Annotated in this window: 22 protein-coding genes; 7 read left to right on the forward strand and 15 right to left on the reverse strand. The window is 35.4% G+C overall.

Going from position 1 to position 25,621, the window contains the following annotated elements; translation table 11 throughout:
- Nucleotides 1-116 precede the first annotated feature (116 nt).
- From ruvA to ACYSNV_RS00675, 12 genes are all read right to left on the reverse strand, one after another.
- Complete coding sequence (gene ruvA, locus ACYSNV_RS00620; RefSeq protein ID WP_461760629.1) at nucleotides 117-698, reverse strand: Holliday junction branch migration protein RuvA; 582 nt, start codon at nucleotides 696-698, stop codon at nucleotides 117-119.
- 90 nt (nucleotides 699-788) lie between these two features.
- Nucleotides 789-3,068: an NADP-dependent malic enzyme gene (locus ACYSNV_RS00625; RefSeq protein ID WP_461760630.1), complete on the reverse strand. Its 2,280-nt coding sequence runs from the start codon at nucleotides 3,066-3,068 to the stop codon at nucleotides 789-791.
- A gap of 63 nt (nucleotides 3,069-3,131) precedes the next feature.
- Nucleotides 3,132-4,058 (reverse strand): tRNA epoxyqueuosine(34) reductase QueG, encoded by a 927-nt coding sequence (gene queG, locus ACYSNV_RS00630; RefSeq protein ID WP_461760631.1) that lies wholly within the window; start codon nucleotides 4,056-4,058, stop codon nucleotides 3,132-3,134.
- 25 nt (nucleotides 4,059-4,083) lie between these two features.
- Entirely contained in the window at nucleotides 4,084-5,091 is a 1,008-nt protein-coding gene (gene ruvB / locus ACYSNV_RS00635) for a Holliday junction branch migration DNA helicase RuvB (protein WP_461760632.1), read from the reverse strand.
- A gap of 103 nt (nucleotides 5,092-5,194) precedes the next feature.
- Nucleotides 5,195-6,991 (reverse strand): cytochrome c oxidase subunit I, encoded by a 1,797-nt coding sequence (locus ACYSNV_RS00640; RefSeq protein ID WP_461760633.1) that lies wholly within the window; start codon nucleotides 6,989-6,991, stop codon nucleotides 5,195-5,197.
- Nucleotides 6,992-7,019: 28 nt separating this feature from the next.
- Entirely contained in the window at nucleotides 7,020-8,141 is a 1,122-nt protein-coding gene (locus tag ACYSNV_RS00645) for a cytochrome c oxidase subunit II (RefSeq protein ID WP_461760634.1), read from the reverse strand.
- Nucleotides 8,142-8,158: 17 nt separating this feature from the next.
- Nucleotides 8,159-9,469 (reverse strand): quinol:cytochrome C oxidoreductase, encoded by a 1,311-nt coding sequence (locus ACYSNV_RS00650; protein WP_461760635.1) that lies wholly within the window; start codon nucleotides 9,467-9,469, stop codon nucleotides 8,159-8,161.
- A gap of 28 nt (nucleotides 9,470-9,497) precedes the next feature.
- Complete coding sequence (locus ACYSNV_RS00655; RefSeq protein WP_461760636.1) at nucleotides 9,498-10,049, reverse strand: c-type cytochrome; 552 nt, start codon at nucleotides 10,047-10,049, stop codon at nucleotides 9,498-9,500.
- Nucleotides 10,050-10,056: 7 nt separating this feature from the next.
- A complete protein-coding gene (locus tag ACYSNV_RS00660; protein WP_461760637.1) occupies nucleotides 10,057-10,578 on the reverse strand; it encodes a DUF3341 domain-containing protein in 522 nt (173 codons plus the stop codon).
- A 6-nt stretch (nucleotides 10,579-10,584) separates the two neighbouring features.
- Nucleotides 10,585-11,994: an NrfD/PsrC family molybdoenzyme membrane anchor subunit gene (gene nrfD, locus ACYSNV_RS00665; protein WP_461760638.1), complete on the reverse strand. Its 1,410-nt coding sequence runs from the start codon at nucleotides 11,992-11,994 to the stop codon at nucleotides 10,585-10,587.
- A gap of 38 nt (nucleotides 11,995-12,032) precedes the next feature.
- Nucleotides 12,033-15,083, reverse strand: a complete 3,051-nt coding sequence (locus tag ACYSNV_RS00670) for a TAT-variant-translocated molybdopterin oxidoreductase (RefSeq protein ID WP_461760639.1) — start codon at nucleotides 15,081-15,083, stop codon at nucleotides 12,033-12,035.
- 39 nt (nucleotides 15,084-15,122) lie between these two features.
- Nucleotides 15,123-16,400: a cytochrome c3 family protein gene (locus ACYSNV_RS00675; protein ID WP_461760640.1), complete on the reverse strand. Its 1,278-nt coding sequence runs from the start codon at nucleotides 16,398-16,400 to the stop codon at nucleotides 15,123-15,125.
- A gap of 217 nt (nucleotides 16,401-16,617) precedes the next feature.
- Here ACYSNV_RS00675 and ACYSNV_RS00680 point away from each other — a divergent pair, with 217 nt between their 5' ends.
- The gene (locus ACYSNV_RS00680) at nucleotides 16,618-16,998 is read left to right on the forward strand and encodes an SPOR domain-containing protein (protein WP_461760641.1); all 381 of its coding nucleotides are present in this window, start codon (nucleotides 16,618-16,620) and stop codon (nucleotides 16,996-16,998) included.
- Between the two features lie 78 nt (nucleotides 16,999-17,076).
- Here ACYSNV_RS00680 and leuS read toward each other — a convergent pair whose 3' ends face one another.
- Entirely contained in the window at nucleotides 17,077-19,890 is a 2,814-nt protein-coding gene (gene leuS, locus ACYSNV_RS00685) for a leucine--tRNA ligase (RefSeq protein ID WP_461760642.1), read from the reverse strand.
- A gap of 176 nt (nucleotides 19,891-20,066) precedes the next feature.
- Here leuS and ACYSNV_RS00690 point away from each other — a divergent pair, with 176 nt between their 5' ends.
- Genes ACYSNV_RS00690 through truB form a run of 4 tightly spaced genes read left to right on the forward strand, consistent with a single transcriptional unit; the run spans nucleotide 20,067 to nucleotide 22,737 of the window.
- Nucleotides 20,067-20,948: a cell division protein FtsX gene (locus tag ACYSNV_RS00690; RefSeq protein WP_461760643.1), complete on the forward strand. Its 882-nt coding sequence runs from the start codon at nucleotides 20,067-20,069 to the stop codon at nucleotides 20,946-20,948.
- 9 nt (nucleotides 20,949-20,957) lie between these two features.
- A complete protein-coding gene (locus ACYSNV_RS00695; protein WP_461760644.1) occupies nucleotides 20,958-21,185 on the forward strand; it encodes a DUF3098 domain-containing protein in 228 nt (75 codons plus the stop codon).
- Nucleotides 21,186-21,217: 32 nt separating this feature from the next.
- Nucleotides 21,218-22,024 (forward strand): undecaprenyl-diphosphate phosphatase, encoded by an 807-nt coding sequence (locus ACYSNV_RS00700; protein ID WP_461760645.1) that lies wholly within the window; start codon nucleotides 21,218-21,220, stop codon nucleotides 22,022-22,024.
- Nucleotides 22,024-22,737, forward strand: coding sequence for a tRNA pseudouridine(55) synthase TruB (gene truB, locus ACYSNV_RS00705; protein ID WP_461760646.1), 714 nt, complete (start codon nucleotides 22,024-22,026; stop codon nucleotides 22,735-22,737). Before ACYSNV_RS00700 ends, truB begins: the two co-directional genes overlap by 1 nt.
- A 130-nt stretch (nucleotides 22,738-22,867) precedes the next feature.
- On the opposite strand, the gene ACYSNV_RS00710 is transcribed toward truB, so the two are convergent.
- Together ACYSNV_RS00710 and ACYSNV_RS00715 are read right to left on the reverse strand one after the other, a co-directional pair.
- The gene (locus ACYSNV_RS00710) at nucleotides 22,868-23,245 is read right to left on the reverse strand and encodes a hypothetical protein (RefSeq protein WP_461760647.1); all 378 of its coding nucleotides are present in this window, start codon (nucleotides 23,243-23,245) and stop codon (nucleotides 22,868-22,870) included.
- A gap of 143 nt (nucleotides 23,246-23,388) precedes the next feature.
- A complete protein-coding gene (locus ACYSNV_RS00715) occupies nucleotides 23,389-23,994 on the reverse strand; it encodes a thioredoxin family protein (protein WP_461760648.1) in 606 nt (201 codons plus the stop codon).
- A 60-nt stretch (nucleotides 23,995-24,054) separates the two neighbouring features.
- On the opposite strand from ACYSNV_RS00715, the gene ACYSNV_RS00720 reads away from it, so the two are divergent.
- A complete protein-coding gene (locus ACYSNV_RS00720) occupies nucleotides 24,055-24,849 on the forward strand; it encodes a patatin-like phospholipase family protein (protein ID WP_461760649.1) in 795 nt (264 codons plus the stop codon).
- A 46-nt stretch (nucleotides 24,850-24,895) separates the two neighbouring features.
- Nucleotides 24,896-25,615 (forward strand): UMP kinase, encoded by a 720-nt coding sequence (pyrH, locus tag ACYSNV_RS00725; protein WP_461760650.1) that lies wholly within the window; start codon nucleotides 24,896-24,898, stop codon nucleotides 25,613-25,615.
- The last annotated feature ends 6 nt before the right edge of the window (nucleotides 25,616-25,621 follow it).

Genomic DNA, 25,621 nt, shown 5'->3' on the forward strand with positions numbered 1-25,621 from the left:
TCTTGCTCAACTTCAAGAATAGGGATATTCTGCCCTAAACTCTTCCAAGTCCAAAGCAAAAGAATTACTGTTACACAACATATTAATTTAAAATTAGGTGTATACCCTTTCAATCTCTACAAGTTTTTTAAAGCTAATTTTATAATAACTTCAACAGAGGCTTGAGGATCTTGTTTGACAATTTTAGCTACTACCTTTTCAGAAACCTTTCTTGTAAAACCTAAAACCTCTAAAGCTAATAACGCTTCATCTATGTTTGTATTGTTAATAGTTGGTAAAACTTCGTCTATGTTATATAATTTGATAACTTTTTCTTGTAAGTCTAAAATAACTCGCTGAGCTGTCTTAACTCCAATACCTTTAACGGATTGAATTGTTTTAGCATCTGCATTGGCTATGGCACTTAAAAGATCATGAGGGCTAATAGAAGATAGCATATTACGAGCTGTATTACCTCCAATTCCTGAAACAGAAATAAGTAATTTAAACAACTCTCTCTCTATCTTATCGATGAAACCAAAAAGAGTATGGGCATCTTCTTTTATTTGTAGGTAAGTGTAAAGGCGTAATCGCTCACAGGTGCCAATCTGAGAATATGAATGCAGGGAAATATGAATTAAATATCCTACTCCCCCGCAATCAATTACTACCTCTGTGGGTGTTTTTTCAACTAATTTACCTTCAATATGTGCTATCATCTTAACTTTTATTTAAAGTCAAAAATACTAATAAAAATCAATTCTTTTGACAATATGCCCATAGCAAGGTAAAACTAGTATGTTTTATTTTTATTTCTTTTTGCGAGTTGCTCTAACTTGGGCATCTACAACGGCAACGGCAGTCATATTAACCATTTCGTCAACACTTGCTCCCAGTTGGAAAACATGCACAGCTTTTTCTAATCCTAAAATTATAGGCCCTATTGAGGTAGCCTTATTTAGTTCTTTAAGCATTTTATAAGTGATGTTTGCCGCGTCTAAATTTGGAAATATTAAGGTATTAACCTGTTTATCTACAAGTCTAGAGAATGGGAAATTATCTTTTAACATCTCTTTATTCAGCGCAAAATCTATTTGAATTTCGCCATCTACAATCATATCTGGATATTGCTCATGTAAGATATTTACAGCTTCACTCATCTTACGAGGTGATTCCTGGGAAGCGGATCCAAAATTGGAATAAGATAACAATGCAATAACGGGATCCATGCCAAACATTCTAACTGTTTTGTCAATCATAGCTGCAATCTTTGCTATATCTTGAGCACTTGGGTCTGGATTAATAGCTGTATCAGCTAAAAACATAGGTCCACGTTTTGTCATCATTAAGTTAGTAGTTGCAACTTTACTAACTCCTGGAGATTTAGGAATTAATTCTAATATTGGCTTCACCACTGTAGGATAAGCACGAGAATATCCCGTTAAAAGAGCATCTGCATGGTCTTCGTTAACCAACATTGCTGCAAAATAATTACGCTCAAACATCAGTTTTTCAGCCGCGTACAAAGTAATACCTTTACGTTGTCTGGTTTGCCAGTAAGATTTTGCAAAATTAGATCTTCTTTGCTTCTCCGCATCACTCTTTGGATCTATAATCTCCACATCGGCTAAGAATCCGATTTCATGTTTAAGTTCTAAGATAGTAGCCTTATCTCCCAACAAAATAGGAATAGTCATTCCCTCGTCATAGGCGATTTGTGCTGCTTTTAATACATCTAAATGGTCAGCCTCTGCGTAAACAACTCTTTTTGGAGAAGTCTTGGCACGATTTATCAACATACGAACAAGGGTATTATCGCTTCCCATACGTAAATTTAGCTCTTGCTTATATGCTTCCCAATCTGTAATTGGAGCCTTAGCAACACCACTTTGCATAGCAGCTAAAGCAACCGCTGGTGGAACAATGCTAATTAAACGTGGATCAAAAGGTTTTGGAATAATATACTCTCTACCAAAGGATAACTTAGTAGCACCATAGGCTATATTTACCTGTTCTGGTACTGGTTCTTTCGCTAACTTAGCCAAAGCTACTACGGCGGCCATTTTCATTTGCTCATTAATCTTGGTTGCGCGAACATCTAATGCTCCTCTAAAGATAAATGGGAATCCAAGCACATTGTTAACTTGATTAGGAAAATCGGAACGTCCAGTTGCCATAATCACATCTTTACGAGTTTCAATAGCTAGGTTGTAATCAATCTCAGGTGAAGGATTTGCCATGGCAAAAACAATAGGATTCTCAGCCATGGTTAACAACATCTCAGGTTTTAAAACATCTGCAGTGGACAAACCAATGAAAACATCACAATCCACAAGTGAATCTGCTAAAGATATGTCTGTATCCACAGCAAACTCTTTTTGCATCTCGGAAATACGATCATCTGATTTTTTAAGTACTCCTTTACTGTTAAACATACGGATATTATCCTTGTTCACACCAAAAGCAACGTAAAGCTTCGCACAGGCAATCGCAGCTGATCCAGCCCCAGAAATTACCATCTTAACGTCTTTAATGTCCTTATTGGCAAGTTCTACAGCATTTAATAACGCAGCAGCAGAAATAATAGCTGTACCGTGCTGATCATCATGCATAACAGGTATATCAAGTTCCTCCTTTAAACGTCTTTCAATCTCAAAAGACTCAGGTGCTTTGATATCTTCTAAATTGATACCTCCAAAAGTTGGAGCAATATTCTTTACTGTCTCTATAAATTTATCCACGTCGGTAGCATCTACCTCAATATCAAAAACATCAATATCTGCGAAAATTTTAAATAAAAGACCTTTACCTTCCATAACTGGTTTAGAGGCCTCTGGCCCGATATCACCAAGCCCTAAAACTGCTGTTCCGTTTGAAATAACTGCAACTAAATTTCCTTTAGCCGTATACTTATATACATTATCAACATTGGCAGCAATCTCTAAGCACGGCTCTGCTACCCCTGGAGAGTAGGCTAAAGATAAATCTCTTTGTGAAGAATATTTTTTTGTAGGGACTACCTGAATTTTTCCAGGAGTTGGTTTAGCATGGTAATCTAATGCTTCCCTACGGAAATTATCTTTGTTCATAAAAAAAAGTTTTACGTTTAAAACAAAGATAGTATTTTTAGCTAATAATCAAGCTTCCTTAAATCAAGGCTCCAAAAATTGTATATTTCTCATAAATCCATCAAACTTGGACCTTTTAACTGCCGATTTTTTAAAAATAATATTAAAAGTTTCTTTGGTTAGTTCCTTCCACTGCGAATTATCGTTGTCCAAAATTGCTTGATTAGGTAAAAATCTAGGCTCATTGTGAGGTAAAGCAAAGCGATTCCACGGACAAACATCTTGACAAACATCACAACCAAACATCCAATCATCTAATTTATCACTAAATTCCTTAGGTATTTCGTCTTTCAATTCAATGGTTAAATAGGAAATACATTTACTTCCATTAACAATATATGGACTCTCAATGGCACCGGTAGGACAAGCCTCTATACATTTGGTACAAGTACCACAATGATCTGTTGTTATTGTATCGTAAGACAAATCTAAGTCAACAATTAACTCGGCTATAAAAAAAAATGAACCTACCTTTTTATTAATTAAATTATTGTTCTTACCAACCCAACCCAAACCACTTCTAGCGGCCCAAGCTTTATCCAGAACGGGAGCCGAATCCACAAACGCACGCCCATTGATTTGACCAATATTATCTTGCAAAAAAACGAGTAACTCATTAAGCTTATCTTTTATAACAAAATGATAATCTTCCCCATAGGCATACTTACTAATTTTAAAACTACTTTCATTCTGCTTTTCCTGGGGATAATAATTTAAGGTAAGAGAAATAACGCTCTTTGCCCCATCAACAAGTAAACGAGGATCTAAACGCTTATCAAAATGATTTTGCATATAGCTCATCTGACCATGCATATTTTGCTTTAACCAAGATTCCAAACGGGGAGCTTCCGTTTCTAGAAAATCCGCCTTTGAAATCCCACATGAAGCAAAACCAAGCCTATTTGCCTCCTTTTTTATTAACTGACTATAAAACTCCCTTTGGTTACCCATTTTTATCTTTAATCTTGTGGCAAAATTATTTCTCAGGATAATTTAATCCTAAATGTGTATAAGCCTTTTGAGTCACCTCACGCCCACGTGGTGTCCTTACAATGAAACCCTCTTGGATTAAAAACGGCTCATATACTTCTTCTAAAGTTTCACCATTTTCAGAAACTGCTGTGGCTAAAGTAGAAAGTCCCACGGGACCACCTTTAAACTTTTCTATAATAGTCAATAAAATCTTATTATCCATCTCATCTAATCCATAACTATCAACATTTAAAGCATCTAAAGCATAACGAGATATTTCCAGATCGATGCGCCCATTACCTTTTATCTGCGCAAAATCTCGTACCCTGCGTAACAAAGCATTAGCAATACGAGGCGTACCACGACTACGACCAGCTATTTCTATGGCTGCCTGTATCTCAATGGGTACTCCAAGAATAGATGAACTACGTTCTATAATTCCTGCCAATAATTCTTTATTGTAATATTGTAAACGACTAGAAATACCGAACCTAGCGCGCATTGGCGCTGTTAAAAGCCCACTACGTGTAGTAGCACCCACTAAAGTGAATGGATTTAAATGAATTTGTACAGAACGAGCATTAGGACCACTTTCAATCATAATATCAATTTTAAAATCCTCCATGGCAGAATACAAATACTCTTCCACCACAGGACTAAGTCTATGGATCTCATCGATAAACAACACATCTCTTTCTTCTAAGTTGGTAAGTAATCCGGCCAAGTCCCCTGGTTTATCCAACACCGGGCCCGAGGTTATTTTAATTCCAACATTTAGTTCATTAGCTAAGATATTGGCCAAAGTAGTTTTTCCTAAACCTGGAGGTCCATGAAACAAAGTATGATCTAAAGCTTCACCACGTCTGTTTGCAGCTTCTACGAAAATCTGCAAATTTTCCAAAACCTTTTCTTGACCAGCGAAATCATCAAAAGACAATGGTCTTAATTGTTTCTCAACATCAATTTCCTCTAAGGAGAGATGCTTTTTGCTAGGATCTAAATTTTCATTCATAGTACAAAGATAAATAAAATACCAACCAATAAAATACCATATAAATCAAAAAGGTCACCCATAGTGGATGACCTTTTTTTGTATAATATTTACAAAGAATATCTTAATGATGTAATTCTTCTTCACCTTCTAATAAAGGCATGTTCTGAGGCGCAAAATCCTCTGGTAAGCCTGGCTTACTATAATCATAAGGCCATCTGTAAACCACAGGTAATTCTCCTGGCCAGTTTCCATGAATGTGCTCCACTGGAGTTGTCCACTCAAGACCATTTGCTCTCCAAGGGTTCTGAGGAGCTTTCTTACCGTAGAAAATACTGTAAAAGAAGTTCCATAAGAATACTAATTGGAATGCAGCTCCTACTAAAGCAAATACAGTAATTAAAACGTTAACATCATAGAATTCATCAAATAATGGGAACGCAGTATTTGTATAATAACGACGTGGTAAACCAGCTAATCCGATAAAGTGCATTGGGAAGAACACCCCATAAGCACAAACCGCAGTTACCCAGAAGTGAATATAACCAAGGTTTTTATTCATCATTCTACCAAACATTTTAGGGAACCAGTGGTAAATACCAGCAAACATTCCGTAAAGAGCAGATATACCCATTACTAAGTGGAAGTGAGCAATTACGAAATATGTATCGTGAACGTTAATATCTAATGTAGAGTCTCCTAAGATAATACCTGTTAAACCTCCAGTGATAAATGTTGAAACGAATCCAATACAGAATAACATGGAAGGGTTCATTTGAATATTACCACTCCAAATAGTTGTAATATAGTTAAAAGCTTTTACTGCTGAAGGGATTGCAATTAACAGTGTTGTAAAGGTAAACACTGAACCTAAAAATGGATTCATTCCCGATACGAACATGTGGTGACCCCAAACAATTGTAGATAAGAAAGCGATACCTAATATAGAGGCAATCATCGCACGGTATCCGAAAATTGGTTTACGAGCGTTACAAGCGATTACTTCAGAAGTAAGCCCCATTGCAGGTAAAATTACAATATATACCTCAGGGTGACCTAAGAACCAGAATAAGTGCTCATATAAAACTGGCGATCCACCTTGATAGTGAAGAACCTCACCAGCTAAGTAAATATCTGATAAGAAGAAAGAAGTTCCAAAGCTTCTATCCATGAATAATAACAAAGCCGCTGACAATAATACTGGGAAAGAAACAATACCGATAATAGCAGTTGTAAATAAAGCCCATACTGTCAATGGAAGTCTAGTCATAGACATTCCTTTAGTTCTTAAATTAATTACAGTAGCAACGTAGTTTAAAGACCCCATTGTAGAGGATACAATAAACAGTGCCATGGAAATAATCCAAAGTGTCATACCTTTTCCTGAACCAGGAATAGCTTGTGGTAAAGCACTAAGTGGTGGGTAAACTGTCCATCCTGATGAAGCTGGTCCTCCTTCTACAAATAATGAGATAATCATAATTACTGCAGAAACAAAGAATATCCAGTAAGATAACATGTTTAAAAACCCGGAAGCCATATCTCTTGCTCCAATCTGCAAAGGAATAAGTAAGTTCGAGAACGTACCACTTAAACCTGCAGTTAATACAAAGAATACCATAATAGTACCGTGCATTGTTACCAATGCAAGGTAAGCGTCATTCTTCATTACTCCATCAGGAGCCATTTTTTCGCCTAATAACCATTTAAAAAGTGTGAAAGACTCTTCTGGCCAAGCGATTTGCATTCTAAATAAAAGAGACATCATAATCCCAACGATCCCCATAATAATACCCGTGATTAGGTACTGCTTAGCAATCATTTTATGATCTAAACTAAAAACATATTTAGTAAAGAAATTCCCTTTATCGTGATGATCATGGTCATGATCATGAATTATTTCGTGTCCTACTGCTGACATAGTATAATTAGATTTTAATACGAGTGTTTTACTTTACAACTTGAGCAAATTCATCCGATGTGTTAGTATCTTCTTTTGTTTGAGCGATTTGCTCTCCTAAAGTAGGAAGAGCATTAACCCAAGTGTCAAACTCCTCTGGAGTTTCTACAACAACTTTGATTTGCATGTTGTAGTGAGAAGCACCACAAATTTTATTACATAAGATTAAATAATCGAATTCATAAGGATCTAAAGCCTCTTCACCTTTCGCTATTAACTCTTGACTACGCTCAGCTCTAATTTTATTAATATTGTTCACCTTAGTAATCATATCCTCTTTAGCTCTCATCTCCTGTGTTGTAATAGTTGGAGTAAAAGCAAACTGAGTTACCATCCCTGGAACACAGTTCATCTGTGCTCTAAAGTGAGGTAAATAAGCAGAGTGAAGAACGTCTTGAGAACGGAACTTTAAAACTACTTTTTTACCTAAAGGTAAATGTAATTCTTTAGCCATCTGATCGTCCAAAGAGTTAGGGTCAGACATATCTACACCTACCACGTTAACTCCTTCGATAAATCTAACGTTAGCCTTTCCAAGAACATTGTCTTTACCTGAGTAACGAACATCCCATCCGAATTGTTTAGCGTAAACCTCTACAATTAATACATCCTCTTCCTCGTCAACAAACATAATGTCGTTCCAAGCAAAAAGTCCATATAGAATTAAACCTGATAAAGTAATTACAGGAATAATTGTCCAAACAGCCTCTAACTTGTCATTGTCTGAAAAGTATAAAGCTTTTCTACCTGCTACTCCACGTCCTTTGAACGAGAACCAGTATAAAAGAAATTGAGTTACAATTTGCACGAAACCGATTAGTCCCATAGAAATCCACATCAGGTTATCTACAGTTTTACCATGTTCTGAAGCAGCATCACTCATTAAAGGAAAACTACCATACTCCACTAAGTTAAAGATAGTAAAGACGTAGATAAATCCTAAGAAAGCGAAATTCAAATAACCATTAATGTTATTATCCTTGTCATTAGCGATTTCTGAAGATGCATCCTTAGAACCAGACCCTACTTGAGTTAAATCAAATATCTTAGTCAATTGCCAAATAGCAACTCCTAATAATACAACTACAGCTATTATTAATAAACTTGTCATCTGTTTATCTTTATATATTAATAATGAAAATGTTTACTTTCCCCCATAAGTGGATGATTTCTGATCTCAAGTGGAGCCTTAGCAATAGTACTAAATCCAACATAGATAAACAAACCTATGAAGAACATTAATGAACCTATTTCAGGAACACCAATAAACCAAGAACCTCCTACTGTACCAGGCATGATCATCATAAAGAAGTCAAGATAGTGACCTATGATAATACAAGTACCTGCCATCACAATAATCCAACCTAAACGTTTGAAATCTGTATTGATCAATAAAACCAAAGGTAAAGCAAAGTTTAATAATAACATACCAAAGAAAGGTAAGTTAAATTCTTGAATTCTAAAAATAAAGTAAGTTACTTCCTCTGGAATATTAGAATACCACTGTAACATGAACTGAGAGAACCAAAGGTAAGTCCAGAAAATACTTAATCCGAACATAAATTTAGCTAAATCATGGATGTGACTAGTGTTTACGTCTTTTAAATGACCTTGTCCTTTTAAGTACAAAGTAGCAAATGCAATAGTAGTAATAGCAGTTACAAAGAAACTAGCGAAAACGTACCATCCAAATAAAGTACTATACCAGTGTGTATCAATTGACATTATCCAATCCCAAGATGCCATAGATTCAGAAACAATAAAGAATACTAAGAATAAAGCAGAAGCTTTAAAGATTCTTTTATGGAAAGATAAATCTCCTGTTTCACATAAACCAATGGATTGCTTACGTAAATAAAGTCTGTACCAGTTCCATCCTACTAAGTACACAACTGCACGAATTAAGAAAAACGGAACATTTAAGTAACCTGTTTTACCTTGAATAATAACATCATTAGCAACTACTTCAGGATCAGCCCAAATAAACAAATGGTTACCTCCTAGAACAGAAATTACTAAGATTATAAAAAAGATAATTGACCCTGGTAACAAGTAAGCTGATAAACCTTCCATTACTCTAAAAAGTATTGGAGACCATCCTGCACTTGCTGCCTGATTAATAGCCTGGAAGGCAAGAATACCTAAAGAAACAAACATCACAAATATACAAGCTGTATAAACAGCAGCCCAAGGCTTGTTTTGTAATTGTGATAAAACATGCTCTAAATGCTGTTCATGAGCAGCTTGATCTGCTTGTGAAACAGATCCAGTATGCTCACTTGAGTGAGCATCACCATCATGGTGTGCTTGCTCCGTAAGGATCTGCTCTACTTCGGCAGTTGTCTTTGGTGCACTAAAAAACCCATATGCAATCCCTACTAATCCTAAAACCATAAGGACCATTGCGAAGGTTTTTAAATTTTTTGATAATGTATACATATCTAAACTTTCAAATAAGTTTTACAATTTATAATTCTGATTTCAATTTTAAAACGTAATCTGCTACTAACCAACGCTCATGTTGTGTTAATTGATTAGCATGAGAACCCATAGAATTCAAACCATAAGTAATCACTTGGTAAATCCCACCGTCGGTTAGATCACGATCTGCATAACTAGGTACCCCTAAGAATTTTTCTCTCTTAACTAAAGTACCTTTACCATCACCTTTAGATCCGTGACAAACAGAACAATAAATTGTATATAACTCTTGACCTTTCTCTAGATTTTTCTGCGTATCTGCCAATGGCGATTTCAGATTTAATCTTGCCAATGCTAAACCTTCTGGTGTATTAGGGTAAACCTCTGGCTCAAATCCTCTAGGGATTGAACCTTCGGCTGGTAATTGAGCTTCCATCCCATCTGCAAAAACAGTTGTAGGCACTTCAGAATAAGCCTCGTATGGTACAGCTTGGTACATATTTGGCATAAACTGATAGTTAGGACGCTCTTTATTAAAACAAGAAGCACTCAATACAGATACTCCTACTAAAGCTACTATTTTATATATGTTCTTCATTCTACAATTACTTTTCAATTACTTTTACTTCAACTGCTCCAGTATTCTTGAAGAACTCCACAGCAGCATCCTCATCACCTTTAAGAGCAACTTCCATTAAAAAGTGATCATCTGTTGTTCTAACGTCAGGATTTTCCGCTTCTTTGAAAGGCCATAATTTACTTCTTAAAAAGAAAGTAATAACCATTAAGTGAGCAGAAAAAAGCACCGTCATCTCAAACATAATTGGTACAAATGAAGGCATGTTCTGAATGAAGCTAAAGCTTGGTTTTCCCCCAATATCTTGAGGCCAATCTACAATCATAATGTAGTACATCATAGTTGTACCAAATGCTAAACCTACTAATCCGAATAAGAATGCACAAATAGCTAATCTAGTTGGTTTTAATCCCATAGCCTTATCAAGGCCGTGTACAGGGAACGGAGTATAAATCTCTTCAATATGATGATGAGCAGATCTAGTTTCCTTTACTGCATCTAACAATACATCATCATCATTGTATATAGCGTAAATTACTTTATTACTCATAACGAATTAATGATTTAAAGATTGATGATTCGCTTTATTATCTCTTTCTTTCTTATAGTATTCTCCCGAAGACTTTAAGATAGTTTTTACCTCTGCTTGCGCAATTACAGGGAAGCTTCTTGAATATAATAAGAATAATACAAAGAAGAATCCAATAGTACCGATATAAATACCTGCATCCACAAAAGTTGGTTGGAACATTGTCCAAGAAGATGGTAAATAATCTCTGTGTAAAGAAGTAACGATAATCACAAAACGCTCAAACCACATTCCAATGTTAACAACAATAGAAATAATGAAAGAAGCCATGATACTTGTTCTTACTTTCTTAAACCACATAACTTGCGGAGAAATTACGTTACACGTCATCATTAACCAATATGCCCACCAGTAAGGACCAGAAGCACGGTTTAAGAATGCGTATTGTTCGTACTCAACTCCCGAATACCAAGCTACCCATAATTCCGTAATATATGCTACCCCAACAATTGAACCAGTAATCATTACAATGATATTCATCAATTCAATATGTTGTACTGTAATATAATCTTCTAAATTAGATACTTTTCTCATGATGATCAATAACGTAGTTACCATCGCAAATCCAGAGAAAATAGCTCCAGCTACGAAATACGGAGGTAAAATAGTTGTATGCCATCCTGGAATAACTGACGTAGCGAAGTCAAAAGATACAATCGTATGCACAGAAAGTACCAAAGGAGTAGCTAAACCTGCTAACACTAAATGCACCTCTTCAAAACGTTGCCAATCTTTTGCTCTACCAGACCATCCGAAAGATAAAATACCATATACTCTTTTTGTGAAAGGCGTAATAGCTCTATCACGTAACATAGCAAAGTCAGGTAATAGACCCGTCCACCAGAAAACTAATGATACGGATAAATAAGTTGAAATCGCAAAAACGTCCCAAAGTAATGGTGAGTTAAAGTTAACCCACAATGACCCAAATTGGTTCGGTAATGGTAAAACCCAGTACGCTAACCATGGACGTCCCATGTGTATAATTGGGAATAAACCTGCTTGAACAACAGAGAAAATTGTCATAGCCTCTGCTGAACGGTTAATGGCCATTCTCCATTTTTGTCTAAATAATAATAATACAGCTGAGATAAGTGTACCGGCGTGACCAATACCTACCCACCAAACGAAATTGGTAATATCCCAAGCCCATCCAATAGTTTTATTCAATCCCCAAGTTCCAATTCCTGTACCTACTGTGTAAGCCATAGAACCTACTCCCCATAGAAACGCAATCAAACTAATAATGAAAACTCTCCACCAAAGTTTATTTGCTCTTCCTTCTACAGGTCTAGCCACATCCACAGTTATATCGTGATAAGTTTTCTCACCAATAACTAAAGGTTTTCTAATGGGTGCTTCGTAATGTGACGACATAATCCTTTATATGTTTCTTTAATTAATAATACTTTTAATTACACGTTTTTAACTTTCACGTGATAGAATACGTTTGGTTTTGTACCAATGTGCTCTAATAAGTGGTAAGCACGAGTAGATTCAGCTAATTCTGTAATATCTGATTCTTTATCGTTAACATCACCAAACACCATTGCTCCACTTGAACAAGCAGAAGAACAAGCTGTTTCAAACTCATTAGGACGAACGGCTCTACCCTCGTTCTTAGCCTTTAAAATTGTTGCTTGAGTCATTTGGATACATAAAGAACATTTCTCCATTACCCCTCTTGAACGCACAACCACATCTGGATTTAATACCATACGACCTAAATCGTCATTCATATTGTAATCAAATGCATCATTTTGAGCATATAAGAACCAGTTAAATCGTCTTACTTTGTAAGGACAGTTATTAGCACAGTATCTAGTACCAACACAACGGTTATAAGCCATTTGGTTTTGACCTTGACGTCCATGAGATGTAGCAGCAACTGGACAAACTGTCTCACAAGGAGCATGATTACAGTGCTGACACATTACAGGTTGGAAAGCCACTTGCGGGTTATCTGCAGGGTGCTCCAATTCTTGGAATGCTTCACGGTACTCTCCAAATCCACTTGTATCTTTCTTCTTTTGAAGATCGTCAGCAAATGTAGCCTCTGAAGAATAGTATCTATCGATACGTAACCAGTGCATATCTCTACTTCTTCTAATCTCATCTTTTCCAACTACCGGTACGTTATTCTCAGCGTGACATGCGATAACACATGCTCCACATCCAGTACAAGCATTTAAATCAATAGATAAGTTAAAGTGATGACCTGTATTACGATCAAATGATTCCCAAATATCAATTGTATTGGCTTTCACCTCTTGGTGATCATAAGAAACAACTGCAGGAATATTCCATTTTACAGGTTCTACCGTATTGTAAATATCTAAAGTAGTATCTTTTAAGATATCACTTCTAGACATCAATGTATTTTGTAATTGTACACAAGCAAATTCGTGATCCCCTTTACTTTTTTCGATAGTAACTGACTGAACAGCATCGAAATTGTTGTATAAAGAGTAAGCATTCACCCCTACTTGCATCTCCTTCTTTAAACCAGCTTTTTTACCATATCCAAAAGCTAATCCTACTGTATTAGGAGCTTGTCCTGGTTGAATAAGAGCTGGAACGTTTTCAATAGTAACTCCATTAACAGTTAAAGTAACGTAGCTACCATTTAAACCTCCATTGGCAACATGGTAATTCTTGATTCCTAACTCTTCAGCATCTATTCTTGATACTGTAACATAGTTATCCCAAGAAACACGTGAGATTGGATCAGGAAACTCTTGTAACCAAGGGTTGTTTGCTTGTTGTCCGTCTCCCATACCAGTTTTTGTATAGAAAACTAACTCTTTTCCTTCTACGTTTTTAGAATTACTCAATGCCGTAGCTGCACCAGATAAATCAATATTTGAACTAACCTTAGTTAATGAATCTAAGTTAGCAAAACCATCATGTACTAATTTATTCCAAGTAACACCCGATGCAATATTTGTACCTACAGCTTTTACGTAATCATAATAAGAAGTATTATTATTAGTCCACAATAATAATGCGTCTTGGAATTGACGAGTATCAAATAAAGGACGAATAGTAGGTTGCATTACAGAGTAATGTCCCTTGTGAATTGTTACATCTCCCCATGACTCTAAGTAGTGAGGACTTGCAGCTGCAATTGTACTATGCAAAGCTGTCTCATCATCCTTCATTGTGAAGCTAACCGATGTATTAACCTTAGCTAAACCTTCAACAAAAGCCTCGCTGTTAGCTAAAGTGTAAACTGGGTTAACATTTGCCATAATTAAAGTATGAACTTTACCTTGGTTCATATCTTTAACTAATTGAGCAACTTCTGCTGAATTACCCTGTCTAACATACTTAGTTTGCTCTGGCATAAAAGCTTCTGATTGTAACGCTTCATTAATTGCAAAAACAACTAACTGTGCATTTTCATCTTCAATACCTGAAACAACAACACCTTTTGAACCTGCAGCTTTTAATTGCTGAGCAGCTTTAACTATTTTCTCATCTTGTGCAGTTGAAGCACTTTTTACCGATGATCCAGTTACAGTGTTATATAATTTAATTAATGCAGCTTTTTGCTCGGCTACAGTCAATGGAATTCTAACATCAGCATTAGCACCCGCTAAAGACATGTTAGCCTCCATTTGGATATGCTTAGACATTTTTCCATTTTTCGGAATACGTCCTTGTGCATAAGCAGCATCATATCCACCACCTTGCCAATCAGAAAGGAAATCTGCTCCTACTGAAACAATAACGTCTGCTTTTGCGAAATCGTAATCAGCAAAACCTCTAGTTCCATAAGCTTTTTGGTAAGCGTCTAAAGATGCTGTAGAAGAAACTGCATCGTAAACTACTTGTTTAGCCGTAGGATAAGCAGCAATAAATTCTGCTATCAATTTATCTGTAGATGGACTAGCCATTGTATTGGTTAACAACACAATATTACCACCTTTTGTTTTAGCCTCTTGTAAGCTAGCTTTTACTTTTGCATCAACCTCGTCCCAAGAAGCATTAGCTCCACCGATCTTAGGTCCCTTCAAGCGTAAGCTATCATATAAAGATAGTACAGATGCATTTGCACGAGCATTAGCACCTGAGTAAGCTCCACTTAATTTGTTATTCTCAACTTTAATTGGACGACCCTCACGAGTTTTAATTAAAACGTTAACAAAGTCGAATCCGTCTGCCATTGTAGTAGCATAGTAATCCGCAACACCTGGAATAATCTCCTCAGGTTGCACAACATACGGGATAGCTTTTACAACAGGACCCTCACAAGCTGCTAAGGTAGCCGCTGCAGTAGAGAACCCTACATATTTCAAAAAGTCTCGACGAGTAGTAGAAGACGAAGATAACGCGTCTTTATCACCAAGAAACTCATCGGTTGGGATCTCCTCAACGAATTCATTGTTTCTAAGCGTCTCAACAATAGAACTGTTTTCGTTCAGCTCTTCAACACTTTTCCAGTATTTTTTGTTTGATGCCATTGTATATATATATTAGCTTCTTATTCTTGATTTATTATATTAATAGTGACATTTTCCACACTCTAATCCACCCATTTGAGCTACAGTTAATTTCTCAACACCGTATTTCTCAGATAACTCTTTGTGAATTTTTGCGTAATACTCATTATCCTCTATTTTCACGTCAGTTTTTCTATGACAGTCTATACACCATCCCATAGTCAATGGAGAATATTGTCTAACAATTTCCATTTCTTCAACTGGACCGTGACATGTTTGACATTCTAAACCTGCAACGTTTACGTGCTGAGAGTGGTTATAGTATGCGAAATCTGGCAAGTTGTGAATTCTCACCCACTTAACTGGTTTTTCTTTTCCAGTATACTTCTGAGTCGCTACGTCCCATCCTACAGCATCATATAACTTTTGAATTTCAGCCGTATAGAAGTCTGGCGTATACACACCATAATCTTTACCTTCTTCTCCAGTAAACTCACTGATGTTTTCGTGACAGTTCATACACACATTCAAAGATGGAATACCTGAAGTCTTACTAGATCTAGCAGAAGAGTGACAGTATTTACAATCTATCCCATTATCACCTGCGTGAATCTTGTGAGAGAAATGAATTGGCTGTACAGGCTCATATCCTTGATCTACTCCTATTTGCATTAAATATCCAAACGCAAAATAAGACCCTACTAAAACCATTACGATTACCGAAACAATTACTAAGAATTGATTCTTAACGAAAGCCTTACATAAAGGAATTGTCTTTTCAACCTCTACGGTTAAACCATTAGCTTCAACAATCTTGTTCAGCACCTTACGTACAAAGAACAGCATTGTCACCAAAAGTAGCAATACAACAACTAAAGCCCCAAGAACAACAACGTTAGAAACCCCATCGGAATCCCCACCTCCTTGTGCTTGTGCTCCTGCTGCTGCAACCTTAGGCTCAGCTTTAGGTTGAGAAGTATATGCTAAAATGTTATCAACGTCCTCATCTGACAATGCAGGGAAGTCGTTCATAACCACTTTATTCCACTCCTCAAACAATTTCACAGCTCTTGAATCCCCTGACTTAATCAAAGAAGAGCTACTTTTAATCCATTTATGCAGCCATTCTACGTCTCCATCGTGACGATCAACTACTCCACGAAGAGCTGGTCCAGTAGCAGCACCATCTAACTTGTGACATGCAGCACAGTTAGAATTAAACAATTCCTTACCTTTTGCTACATCTTGAGCAAACGAAATTGTAGTAAACGATAGCATTAACGCTAAACAAAAGAATAAAATCTTTGAAAACGAATTATGGTTACCCACTTTTTTCATAGTTATAAAATGATTTTCAACTAAATTTGGTCTTATTTAACAGCCAATTAGACCGCTATCTTATACACCTTATTTACAAACTTGGACAAAAATACAATTTATGCCTTACTCTTAAAACCTTTACAGCCCTTTAAATCTAATTTATACGCATTCTAAATAAAAGCTTTTTGCTTGTTTTTAGAGAATAATTGTAATTTTGTCTAAAATATTTTTCATTATGAGAATTTTAAGAGTTTTATTAGCGTATAGCACACTAGTTTTTAGCATTACCACATTCTACGGACAAGAAAAAAAAATTATTATAAATGAGTCTACAGCGATAACTAATCTACTTGAAAACAAGAAAATTCACAATTCGACACTATCTACTGTGGACAAATACCGAATTCAAGTTTTCTATGGTAAGAACACCCAAGCTCAAGAAGCACTTCAAAAATTTAAAATGTTATACCCGGAAACAGATGCCACTATTATCTACAGTACGCCATCTTATAAAGTGATGGTTGGAAGTTATAAAACTAGATTAGAAGCTGAAAAAAACATACAAATTATAAAAGAAAATTTCCCCAATTCATTTATAATTCGCCCAGGTAAATAATTCACCTGTAAACAGTCAAAAAAAAAAGGTCCTTTTTACAAATTGTAAAAAAGGACCTTTTTATTTAGATAAAAATTTTTATCCTACAATATTAATAATCTTTCCAGGTATAATAATTATTTTCTTAGGTTCTTTACCTTGAAGTTGAGCTTGGGTGCGCTCATCTGCCAAAATAATTTCTTGAATCTGATCTTGAGTTAAGTCAAGTCCTAATTCAATTTTAAATCGCATCTTCCCATTAAAGGAAACTGGATACTCCTTAGAACTTTCTTCCAAATACTTTTGTTCAAACTCAGGAAATTTCGCCAATGAAATAGACTCTTTATGACCTAACAACGACCATAACTCCTCAGCGATATGTGGCGCATAAGGAGAAATTAAAATTGTCAAAGGTTCCAAAATTTCACGATGGTGACAATTTTGCTGGCTTAATTCATTTACACAAATCATAAATTGAGACACGGATGTATTAAAGGAAAAACCTTCTATATCCTCTGTCACCTTTTTAATTGTCTTGTGTAAACTTTTATACATATCTGCAGTAGCACCTTGGTCTACTACACGAAGTCCATTGTCATCCACATACAACTTCCATAGCTTTTTCAAAAAACCAGCCACACCAGATATACCAGCAGTATTCCAAGGCTTAGCTTGTTCTAAAGGACCTAAGAACATTTCGTATAGCCTAAGTGTATCTGCACCGTATTGTTGACAAATATCATCGGGATTCACCACATTAAAGTAAGACTTAGACATTTTCTCAACCTCATGTCCCACAATGTACTTGCCATGTTGATTTAATATAAACTCCGCGTCAGCAAAATCAGGTCTCCAAGCCTTAAAGGCATCGATATCCAATTCCGAAGAAGAATTAACAAAACCAACATAAGCATAAAGCTGCTGAACTTTCTGATCCGTAATCATATCTTTAGAGATAAAAGTATTGGTTCCCTCTATTCGATAAACAAAAGCAGAAGTTCCAAGAATCATTCCCTGATTAATTAGTTTACTAAAAGGTTCTTCTGTTGGCGCATATCCCAAATCTTTTAAAAACTTATTCCAGAATCTACTATATAACAAGTGCCCAGTGGCGTGTTCACTTCCCCCTATATATAAATCAACAGCTTGCCAATAATCTAAAGCTTGTTTACTTGCAAATTCTTGTGAATTATTCGGATCCATATATCGCATCCAATACCAAGAAGATCCAGCCCACCCTGGCATGGTGTTTAACTCCAATGGAAACACATTAACATTATCAATAAGTGTGTTTGATACTACTTTATTATCAACACTATCCCAAGCCCAATCTTTAGCATTCCCCAAAGGAGGTTGTCCATCTGGTGTTGGTAAGTACTTTTCTACCTCTGGTAATACCACAGGTAAATAAGCTGCATCTATCATTTGAGGCAAACCGTCTTTATAATAAACAGGAAAAGGCTCTCCCCAGTATCTTTGTCTAGAAAAAACAGCATCTCGTAACCTATAATTAGTCTTGCCACTACCCTGTCCAATAGCTTCTAATTCCTCAATAGCTTTCTGAACACCTTGTTCATGAGAAAGTCCATTTAAGAAATCAGAATTAATTAATTTAAAACCTGTTTTCTCACTATAGGCCTGCTCGCTGATATCTTGATCAAACACATTTTTAATTGGAATATTAAAATGTTTAGCAAACAGGTAATCTCTAGAATCTCCAGAGGGAACAGCCATCACTGCTCCTGTACCATATCCTGCCAAAACATAATCACCAATCCATATCTCTATAGGCTCTTTTGTAAAAGGATGTTCCGCATAGGCACCTGTAAAAACACCTGAAATAGTTTTCACATCAGCCATACGCTCTCTTTCACTACGTTTACTAGTAGCCTGTATATAATTATCTACTGCTTGTCTTTGCTCTGGAGTAGTGATTTGGCTAACCAACTCATGTTCTGGAGCTAGAGTCATAAAACTAACTCCAAAAATAGTTTCGGGTCTTGTTGTAAAAACCTCGATTTTTTTATCACTATCCTTTACTTTAAAACTAACCAAAGCACCAACACTTTTACCTATCCAATTGCGTTGGCTCTCTTTTAAACTCTCCGTCCAATCAATAGTTTCTAATCCTTGTAATAATCGATCAGCATAGGCAGAAATACGCATACTCCATTGTTTCATTTTTTTTCTAACAACAGGATATCCTCCACGTTCAGATAAGCCATCTTTAATTTCATCGTTGGCCAAAACAGTCCCTAATTCAGCACACCAGTTTACTTCTGTTTCTGCTAAATAAGTCATGCGATACCCTAACAAAACCTCTTGCTTTTGTTTCTCTGTAAATCCAGCCCATTGTTTGGCATCGAAAATCTCCATGTTTTCTTGACAAGCAGCCTGAAGATCCTTGTTACCTTGTTTTTCAAATATTTCAATCAAAGTATCAATATGCTCAGCTTTATCTGTCTTTAAATTAAACCATGAATTAAACAGTTGGATAAAAATCCATTGGGTATGTTTATAATAATCCGCATTAGAGGTTCTAACCTCTCTACTCCAATCAAAAGAAAAACCAATACGATCTAATTGTTCACGGTATCGTTCGATGTTTTGTTCTGTTGTTAGAGCTGGATGTTGACCCGTTTGAATAGCGTATTGCTCGGCTGGTAACCCAAAGCTATCGTATCCTTGAGGGTGTAATACATTAAAGCCTTTATGGCGCTTATATCGCGCGAATATATCTGAGGCAATATACCCCAGAGGGTGTCCAACGTGTAAACCAGCTCCCGATGGATAGGGAAACATATCTAATACGTAATATTTGGGTTTACTAGAAACATTATCAGTTTTAAAGGTTTGGTTTTCACTCCAAAATTTCTGCCATTTAGCTTCAACTTCTTGGGGATTATATTTCATACTACTTTCTATAAATAGATTTTACAATACATTGTCTTTAGGCAGAATCAAAAAAAATAAATACGCCTTAAGGGCAAAAATAAACTATATTTCTAACAATTAGAAAACTTTAATGCTCATAATCCCATAAAAACATTTTTGTTTGCTATTTTTACACCTTAATTATAAAGTACATTATGGCTAGCTCGTATGAAAAATATCAAAAAAGGAAATTAATCTCATCGTATTTTTCTGTTATTTTTAGTATTTTCCTAGTTCTGTTTCTACTAGGAAGCCTAAGCTTGTTTGTTATACATTCTCAAAAAATATCAGATAATTTTCGTGAAAACATTCCAATGACAGTTTTTTTTGAAAAAAATGCAAATGAAAAACAATTGAAAGATTTTGACAAAAAGCTCTCTACGCTTCCCTATATCAAAGATTACAAATTTGTATCCAAACAAGATGCAGCATTGCAGCACCAGGAGGATTTAGGAGAAAACTTCTTAGAGTTTCTAGGCTTTAATCCCTTACAAGATTCCTTTGACATACATTTACTAGGAAACTATGTAGAGACAGATAGTATTTCAAAAATCGAACAAGAATTCTATAAGTCCAAAGCAGTAAAAGAAGTGACTTACGATAAAGAACTAGTTACTTTAGTAAACCAAAACATAAAAACAATTACAAAATGGGTTTTAATTGCAACAGCAGTGCTAACACTAGTTTCTATGCTACTTATAAACAGCTCGTTAAGATTACTAATATATAGTAGCCGTTTTACTATCAAGACCATGCAGATGGTAGGAGCTACTAAGAAATTCATCCGTAGACCTTTTATATTTCATAGCGTAAAACTTGGATTAATTGGAGCCTTATTGGCCATTATCTCTCTTGTAGGGATAAGCTTTTATATCAACAATAAATTCCCTGATTTAAACCTAAACCCTAGGCAAGACTATATTCCATTAGTTGTGGTATCTTTAGGATTACTACTTGTTGGAATTATAATTACTACAATCAGTACATTTTTCGCAACCCAAAGATTCCTTAATTTAAAATCAGATCAACTTTATTAATCACATCTCATGGAAAATCCAACAAAATCTAATCTACTGTTTCATAAAAAAAACTACATTATACTTTTAGTTAGTTTAGCCATAATTGCATTAAGTTTTATCCTAATGTCAGGCTCGGCAAACGATGACCCGGCCCAATTCAATGAAGACATATACAGCTTTAGAAGAATACATTTAGCTCCTACAGTATTTTTTATAGGAATCGCAACAGCTATTTACGCAGTATTTAAAAAATAACACTCATAAATATTATAACAACCTAATTTTACATGGATTTAATACAAGCAATTCTTCTTGCAATCGTTGAAGGATTAACCGAATATTTACCTGTTTCTTCCACAGCACACATGATTTTTGTAAGCTCATATTATGGAATACAGGACGATGAATTTGTAAAACTATTTCAAACCGCCATCCAATTTGGAGCAATTTTAGCAGTAGTGGTCTTATACTGGAGAAAATTTTTCGACTTCACGCGTGCAAATTTTTATTTAAAACTATTTCTAGCAGTCATACCAGCCTTAGTATTCGGAAAATTATTAGATGATAAGATAGATGCCGTACTTGGAAAAACAATCTATATTGCTATAATGCTAATTCTCGGGGGGTTTGTCCTATTATTTATTGATAAATACTTTAAAAACCCTAAAACAACAAGCGAAAAAGACATTACAATCAAACAAGCCGTTGCCATTGGATTTTGGCAGTGTTTGGCCATGATGCCAGGTACAAGTAGATCCGCGGCATCTATCATTGGTGGAATGCAACAAGGTTTATCACGAAAAGTAGCTGCCGAGTTCTCTTTCTTTTTAGCGGTACCCACTATGCTTGCTGTAACAGTATACTCTATAGCTCTAAAAAAATATGAGTCTGGAAAAATAGGTTATGAAATTTTAATGGATAACCCTACCAATCTTAACCTTTTTTTACTAGGAAACGTTATTGCATTTTTTGTTGCCATTCTAGCCATTAAATTCTTTATCAATATAATAAGTAAATATGGATTTAAGCCATGGGGATACTATAGAATTATAGCTGGGGTGATATTATTAATCTATTTTGGATATTTAAAATAATGGGAATACAATTCACCAAACAAGCCTTTGAAGCTGGTCAGATACTACTAATTGACAAACCTTTACATTGGTCTTCCTTTCAAGCGGTAAATAAGATTAAGTGGTTGATAAAAAAACACTATGGGCTCAAAAAAATAAAAGTTGGCCATGCCGGTACCTTAGACCCTTTAGCCACCGGATTACTTTTAATTTGTACTGGAAAAATGACTAAGATAATATCCGAATTACAAGGACAACAAAAGCAGTACACAGGAAGTATCCAACTCGGAGGCACAACTCCTTCTTATGATTTAGAAACCCAGGTTGATCAAAGCTTTGATATATCAGATATTACTAGGGAACATGTAGAGAATATCAAGCCATTATTTATTGGAAAAATAATGCAAATCCCACCAATCTTTTCAGCTCTTAAAAAGGATGGGAAACGCCTTTATGAACACGCTAGAAAAGGAGAAGAAGTAGAGATTCCAGCCCGAGAAATAACCATTGAATCACTAGAATTTACGAAAATAGAACTTCCTAGAATTGATTTTAAAGTTGACTGCTCAAAAGGTACTTACATACGTTCATTGGCTCATGATATTGGCAAAGCTTTAAACAACGGAGCACACTTAACTAGTTTACGACGAACAAAAATTGGACAATACCAAGTGGATGATGCGCTAAGTATACAGGAATTTGAACAACAAATAAACAATAGTCCAGGGGTTTAATTAAAACTCTTTTAAATAAATAAAAACACCTCTAATGTGAGTTGAAAAGTGTTTTTACTACAATAGAAATAACATGTCAGGTAGATTATTAAAATCATTAGAACTTTAGTAATCTACCTGGTGTTTTTTTTCAAATATCTTCACTTTTTAAAAAAACCTGGTACTTATTTCCTTGTAAATCTAATGCGATATAACTCACATCAATTGCGCACCTAACATTTATAAAAACAGAATCTACCTGTGATAAATTAATATATCCAGCCCCGAAGTCCCCTTTAAATAAAACCTTGCCATTGTAACGACGCCCCATCTTATCAACAGCTAAAACAGGATAACATGCGGAACTCTCATGAACCCCTAATGGATCATGGATTAACTCACAATAAGAAGGCAATACTGTGGGATTAGAAGTTTGATAAATGTTAGTTTGCTCAGTGGTTTTACTACAACTAAAAAACAGCAGTGAAAATCCCAACAAACAGCGCATCGAGTAAAAAACAGCTTTCATACTTAAATAAGCCAAGTATTAATTTTTATTAAAACTTCGTGAAAGTATTACATACTTGATTCTAAACAATAATAAAATATCCCTATACCGTAAAAAACTGAGTAAAGGTCATTTTCTATAGTTTTTATCATGAAAAACCTTGCTTATAGATTCTCCAAGCTTTTCATTATCTCAACCACCTCTAGTTCTACTTGTTTACCTTTGTCTTTTGTATACCACAACTGCAGATCATTTGCACCTTGCATATCAAATCCACCATGCTCCAATTTGTATTGATCCACGAAATTTTGAGCTCCCACAGGTCTTGGACCCCAGGTCGCAAGTACTTGATTTGTTTGCTGATCCAATATTAACATCTTTGGAATCGCTCTACCCCCATTTGTTAAAAAAGCATCCATTAGCTCAAGATTTTGATCTCGAAAAACAACTCTCATTTGAATCTTAGAGCTACACTCTGCCATTTTATTTAACATCGGTACACTTTGGGCAGCATCTCCACACCAACTCTCTGTGATAACAAGCCATATATATTCTTTTTCAAGAGATTCAAGAGCTTGCTTAGCAGCTGAATCTAACACTAATGTTTTATCTAAACGATGTAAACGAGATTGATTTAATATAGCATATTGTAAATAATCTTCACTTAATTGCAAAGCCTCTGGATTATTCTGCAACGCATTAGTTACAAATTCACGGAAATCTAAATAGGTTAAACTTTTTCCTATTATAGTAGGGTCAATGTATTTCATTTTCATTAAATTTAAAAAATCAAAGATAACCTATTTCTAAAAACTGAAAATTATCACACTATGAAAAAACCATCTATAGGACTAGTTTTGTCCGGAGGCGGATATAAAGGATTAGTTCATGCGGGTGCGTTGCAATTTTTACAAGAGCAAAATATAAAACCAAACATATTAGCAGGAACAAGTGCCGGAGCAATTGTTTGTTGTCTTTACGCAATTGGAATGAGCCCCCTAGAAATTTTAGACTTTTTTAAATCCGTAAATCTTTTCCGATGGTCTCACTTTACTTTTAGTAAACCTGGACTTATTGATGTATATGCCTTTGATAAATACTTAAATCAAGTATTTGGAAACCAAAAGATTAAAGACTTAGATATAAAAACACATATTACAGCCACAAATATTACCCTTGGAAAATTACATGTATTTGATAGCCAGGTGAAAATAACCGATGCTATTCTAGCCTCCTGCGCCTTTCCAGGAATTTTCTCTCCCTACAAGATACAAGACACCCTTTATAGTGATGGTGGGGTATTAAACAATTTCCCAACCGACGTACTTAAAACCAAATGCGAATATGTAATTGGAATCAATGCCTGTCCTATTGAACAAGTAGAAAGCAAAGATTTAACAACCATAAGAGCTGTTACCCTACGTGCCTATGAACTAATGTCAGCCATGTATAACAAACAACAAGGAACATTATGTGACTGGCTAATTGAACCAAACACCTTAAGTAAATATTCAACCTTCGAAAGAAATAAATCTAAAATGGATGAAATATATCAACTAGGCTATCAACATACCAGTGATAGCTTTGCTACAAAACAAGATAAATTGCAAAAAGCTATTTCATAGTGGTATAATATCTCTATATTTGCAAAACTTTTAAAATATAATCTCGATGAAATACAAAAGAATTCTACTAAAATTAAGTGGAGAAGCCCTAATGGGGGATCAACAATACGGTATTGATCCTAAAAAATTAGCAGCTTATGCTATGGATGTCAAAAAAGTTCATGACTTAGGTGTTGAAATTGCAATTGTAATCGGTGGAGGAAATATTTTTAGAGGAGTAGCGGGTGCAAATGTAGGAATGGACCGTGTACAAGGAGACTACATGGGAATGCTAGCTACAATAATTAACGGAATGGCTTTACAAGGAGCTCTAGAAGCAGCTGGAATGCAAACAAGACTTCAAACTGCATTAAAGATTGAAGCTGTAGCAGAGCCTTATATTAAAAGAAGAGCGGTTCGTCACTTAGAAAAAGGTAGAATTGTTATTTTTGGAGCAGGAACTGGTAACCCATATTTTACAACCGACACTGCAGCTGTTTTAAGAGGTGTTGAAATCAGTGCAGATGTAATCTTAAAAGGAACAAGAGTAGATGGTGTTTATACAGCAGATCCGGAAAAAGATCCAACAGCTATTAAATTTGAAAAAATATCTTTTGCAGATGTTTTAACAAAAGGACTCAATGTAATGGATACCACAGCCTTTACCTTAAGTAGAGAAAATGACCTTCCTATTGTTGTATTTGACATGAATAAACAGGATAATTTATTAAAAGTTTGCCAAGGAGAACAAAGCGTTGGTACAACTGTATCTGTAAACATTAATTAATTAAAA

The sequence above is a fragment of the Myroides sp. LJL119 genome, from assembly GCF_054871605.1.

Excerpts from the sequence above, each read along its gene's own strand:
- ruvA (WP_461760629.1), bottom strand. The coding sequence starts at position 698 with ATGATAGCACATATTGAAGGTAAATTAGTTGAAAAAACACCCACAGAG.
- ACYSNV_RS00625 (WP_461760630.1), bottom strand. The coding sequence starts at position 3,068 with ATGAACAAAGATAATTTCCGTAGGGAAGCATTAGATTACCATGCTAAA.
- queG (WP_461760631.1), bottom strand. The coding sequence starts at position 4,058 with ATGGGTAACCAAAGGGAGTTTTATAGTCAGTTAATAAAAAAGGAGGCA.
- ruvB (WP_461760632.1), bottom strand. The coding sequence starts at position 5,091 with ATGAATGAAAATTTAGATCCTAGCAAAAAGCATCTCTCCTTAGAGGAA.
- ACYSNV_RS00640 (WP_461760633.1), bottom strand. The coding sequence starts at position 6,991 with ATGTCAGCAGTAGGACACGAAATAATTCATGATCATGACCATGATCAT.
- ACYSNV_RS00645 (WP_461760634.1), bottom strand. The coding sequence starts at position 8,141 with ATGACAAGTTTATTAATAATAGCTGTAGTTGTATTATTAGGAGTTGCT.
- ACYSNV_RS00650 (WP_461760635.1), bottom strand. The coding sequence starts at position 9,469 with ATGTATACATTATCAAAAAATTTAAAAACCTTCGCAATGGTCCTTATG.
- ACYSNV_RS00655 (WP_461760636.1), bottom strand. The coding sequence starts at position 10,049 with ATGAAGAACATATATAAAATAGTAGCTTTAGTAGGAGTATCTGTATTG.
- ACYSNV_RS00660 (WP_461760637.1), bottom strand. The coding sequence starts at position 10,578 with ATGAGTAATAAAGTAATTTACGCTATATACAATGATGATGATGTATTG.
- nrfD (WP_461760638.1), bottom strand. The coding sequence starts at position 11,994 with ATGTCGTCACATTACGAAGCACCCATTAGAAAACCTTTAGTTATTGGT.
- ACYSNV_RS00670 (WP_461760639.1), bottom strand. The coding sequence starts at position 15,083 with ATGGCATCAAACAAAAAATACTGGAAAAGTGTTGAAGAGCTGAACGAA.
- ACYSNV_RS00675 (WP_461760640.1), bottom strand. The coding sequence starts at position 16,400 with ATGAAAAAAGTGGGTAACCATAATTCGTTTTCAAAGATTTTATTCTTT.
- ACYSNV_RS00680 (WP_461760641.1), top strand. The coding sequence starts at position 16,618 with ATGAGAATTTTAAGAGTTTTATTAGCGTATAGCACACTAGTTTTTAGC.
- leuS (WP_461760642.1), bottom strand. The coding sequence starts at position 19,890 with ATGAAATATAATCCCCAAGAAGTTGAAGCTAAATGGCAGAAATTTTGG.
- ACYSNV_RS00690 (WP_461760643.1), top strand. The coding sequence starts at position 20,067 with ATGGCTAGCTCGTATGAAAAATATCAAAAAAGGAAATTAATCTCATCG.
- ACYSNV_RS00695 (WP_461760644.1), top strand. The coding sequence starts at position 20,958 with ATGGAAAATCCAACAAAATCTAATCTACTGTTTCATAAAAAAAACTAC.
- ACYSNV_RS00700 (WP_461760645.1), top strand. The coding sequence starts at position 21,218 with ATGGATTTAATACAAGCAATTCTTCTTGCAATCGTTGAAGGATTAACC.
- truB (WP_461760646.1), top strand. The coding sequence starts at position 22,024 with ATGGGAATACAATTCACCAAACAAGCCTTTGAAGCTGGTCAGATACTA.
- ACYSNV_RS00710 (WP_461760647.1), bottom strand. The coding sequence starts at position 23,245 with ATGAAAGCTGTTTTTTACTCGATGCGCTGTTTGTTGGGATTTTCACTG.
- ACYSNV_RS00715 (WP_461760648.1), bottom strand. The coding sequence starts at position 23,994 with ATGAAATACATTGACCCTACTATAATAGGAAAAAGTTTAACCTATTTA.
- ACYSNV_RS00720 (WP_461760649.1), top strand. The coding sequence starts at position 24,055 with ATGAAAAAACCATCTATAGGACTAGTTTTGTCCGGAGGCGGATATAAA.
- pyrH (WP_461760650.1), top strand. The coding sequence starts at position 24,896 with ATGAAATACAAAAGAATTCTACTAAAATTAAGTGGAGAAGCCCTAATG.